General features: G+C 47.8%; 3 protein-coding genes and 1 pseudogene. All 4 read left to right on the forward strand.

The window, feature by feature from the left end; translation table 11 throughout:
- A pseudogene (locus J3U69_RS10330) lies at positions 1 to 300 on the forward strand (D-alanyl-lipoteichoic acid biosynthesis protein DltB); the annotation flags it as partial.
- A 37-nt stretch (positions 301 to 337) separates the two neighbouring features.
- Complete coding sequence (gene dltC / locus J3U69_RS10335; RefSeq protein WP_103752597.1) at positions 338 to 577, forward strand: D-alanine--poly(phosphoribitol) ligase subunit DltC; 240 nt, start codon at positions 338 to 340, stop codon at positions 575 to 577.
- Positions 570 to 1,862, forward strand: coding sequence for a D-alanyl-lipoteichoic acid biosynthesis protein DltD (dltD, locus tag J3U69_RS10340; protein ID WP_220232518.1), 1,293 nt, complete (start codon positions 570 to 572; stop codon positions 1,860 to 1,862). Before dltC ends, dltD begins: the two co-directional genes overlap by 8 nt.
- Positions 1,862 to 2,145 (forward strand): serine hydrolase domain-containing protein (locus J3U69_RS10345; RefSeq protein WP_267414004.1); only part of this gene is annotated, 284 nt, incomplete at its 3' end. The genes dltD and J3U69_RS10345, both read left to right, overlap by 1 nt.

Raw genomic sequence — 2,145 nt, forward strand, 5'->3', positions numbered from 1 at the left:
ATGAAGAAAAAGCTGTTTAAAAACCCGGTGCGCCTGTCGCAGGCGGCCTACCTGCTCTTGTTTTTAGTGATGGGCTTTTGGCACGGGCTAAGCTGGTATTACATTGTTTACGGCTTGTTCCATGCCTGCGCCATCATTATTAATGACTGCTGGCTCAGGTTTAAAAAGAAGCATAAGGACAAGCTGCCGGCTAACAAGTACACCAAGTGGCTGGCAATTTTCGTCACCTTTAACGTCGTTTGTTTCAGCTTCCTGATTTTTTCAGGTTTTCTCAGCCAGCTCTGGTTTGGCTGGAAGTAGCTTAAACAGGCAATAGAATTATTTAAGAGGTTTAATCATGGATATTAAAGAAGAAGTTTTAGCAATTTTACAAGATTTAACTGGAGAAGACTTAGCCGGCAAGATGGATGAAGATATTTTTGCCAACGGGCTAATGGACTCCATGGCCAGCGTGCAGATGTTATTGAACCTGCAGGAAAAATTTGCGATCGATGTGCCGGTTTCCGAATTTGACCGGAACGAATGGAATACGCCCAGCAAGATTGTGGCAAAGGTGGAAAGTTTAAAAAATGAGTAACAAACGCCGGCTGTGGCAAATTTTTGGCCCAGTTCTTTGCGCTTTTATCTTATTGCTGGTGATTTTTTTGTTGCCTTGGGAGCGGACCTTTTCGCAGGACGCTATTTATCAGGCGGCCAATTCGCAGACGACCACGGTTTTTAAGGGTTCCTTGATGAAGCAGGATGCCTTTAAGGACGACTACGTGCCCTTTTACGGCTCTAGCGAGTTGTCCCGGCTTGATCCGCTGCACCCCAGCGTGTTGGCCCAAAAATATCACCGCAATTACCGGCCGTTTTTACTAGGCGGGCCGGGCAGCCAGTCGCTAGCCCAATTTTTGGGCATGCAGGGAACGGCCAAGCAGCTAAAAAATAAAAAAGCCGTCGTGATTGTGTCACCGCAATGGTTTACGAAAATGGGGCAAAACCCGGATGCGTTTGCACTGTATTATTCACCGCTGCAGGCCTGCAACTTCTTGTTAGATCTCAAGAAAAGCAGCCGCGCCAGCCGCTACGCTGCCCAGCGCTTCTTGGCAATGCCGGAAGTCAAGGGCATGGTCAAAGCCGGTATGAAAAAAGCAGCCAGCGGCCAGCCCTTGTCAAGCGTGCAGCGTTTCTACCTCGAAAATCAGCGGCGCATGCTTAATAATGAGGACAAGTTTTTCAGTACCTTCCAATTGCGCGACCGCCTGCCCAAAATAAATGGTCAGGCCAAGCTGCTGCCAGCAACTGACTCGGCCAAGGCACTGGACCGAGTTGCCAGCCAGCAAGCGGCAATTCATACTAATTCCAATGAGTTTGGGATTAACAACCGTTTCTTTAAGATGCGGCTGAATAAGCGTAATCTGGCTAAATTAAAGGACAGTCAGAAAAACTTTGATTATACCAGGTCGGTCGAATACAGCGATTTTGAGCTGATGTTGCACCAGTTTGCCAAGCAGCACACCAATGTCTTGTTCATCATTCCGCCAATTAACCAAAAGTGGGCGGATTATACCGGCTTATCGCAGACGATGTACCAGCAGGCAGTCGCTAAAATTAAGTACCAGCTGCGCAGCCAAGGCTTTGACCAGGTTACCGACTTGTCAAAGCGGGGCGGCGAGCAGTACTTCATGGAAGATACGATTCACTTGGGCTGGCGCGGCTGGGTGGCAGTCGACCAGGCGGTTAAGCCGTTCATGGCCCAGCCCGATAACCGCTACAACTACAACATCCATAACTACTTCTATACCAAGAAGTGGCAAAAAGCCCGCTATGAAGTCGCAGCTAAGCAAAAGCCGCAAAACAATCGTTTAAAAGTAAAATAGTGCGCCAGCGAATTGATGCCTTAGGGATCAAGGGTTCAGTTTTAGTTATTAGCAAAGGCAAAGTTTTGCTTGATTATGCTAGCAATAATACTACTGACACTAGTTATTTAATTAATTCCGTCCAAAAGTCAATGACCGCCGCCATGGTCATGAAGCTAGTGCAGGAGGGCAAGCTGAGCTTGCATGAGCGCTTAGCGCGGTTCTATCCGGCAATACCGGGTGCGAAAAAGATTACGATTGAAAATTTATTGGCAATGACGGCTGGGCTGCAGTTAAAACCAGG

The sequence above is a fragment of the Lactobacillus sp. B4026 genome (assembly GCF_026535825.1).
Taxonomy (GTDB): domain Bacteria; phylum Bacillota; class Bacilli; order Lactobacillales; family Lactobacillaceae; genus Lactobacillus; species Lactobacillus panisapium.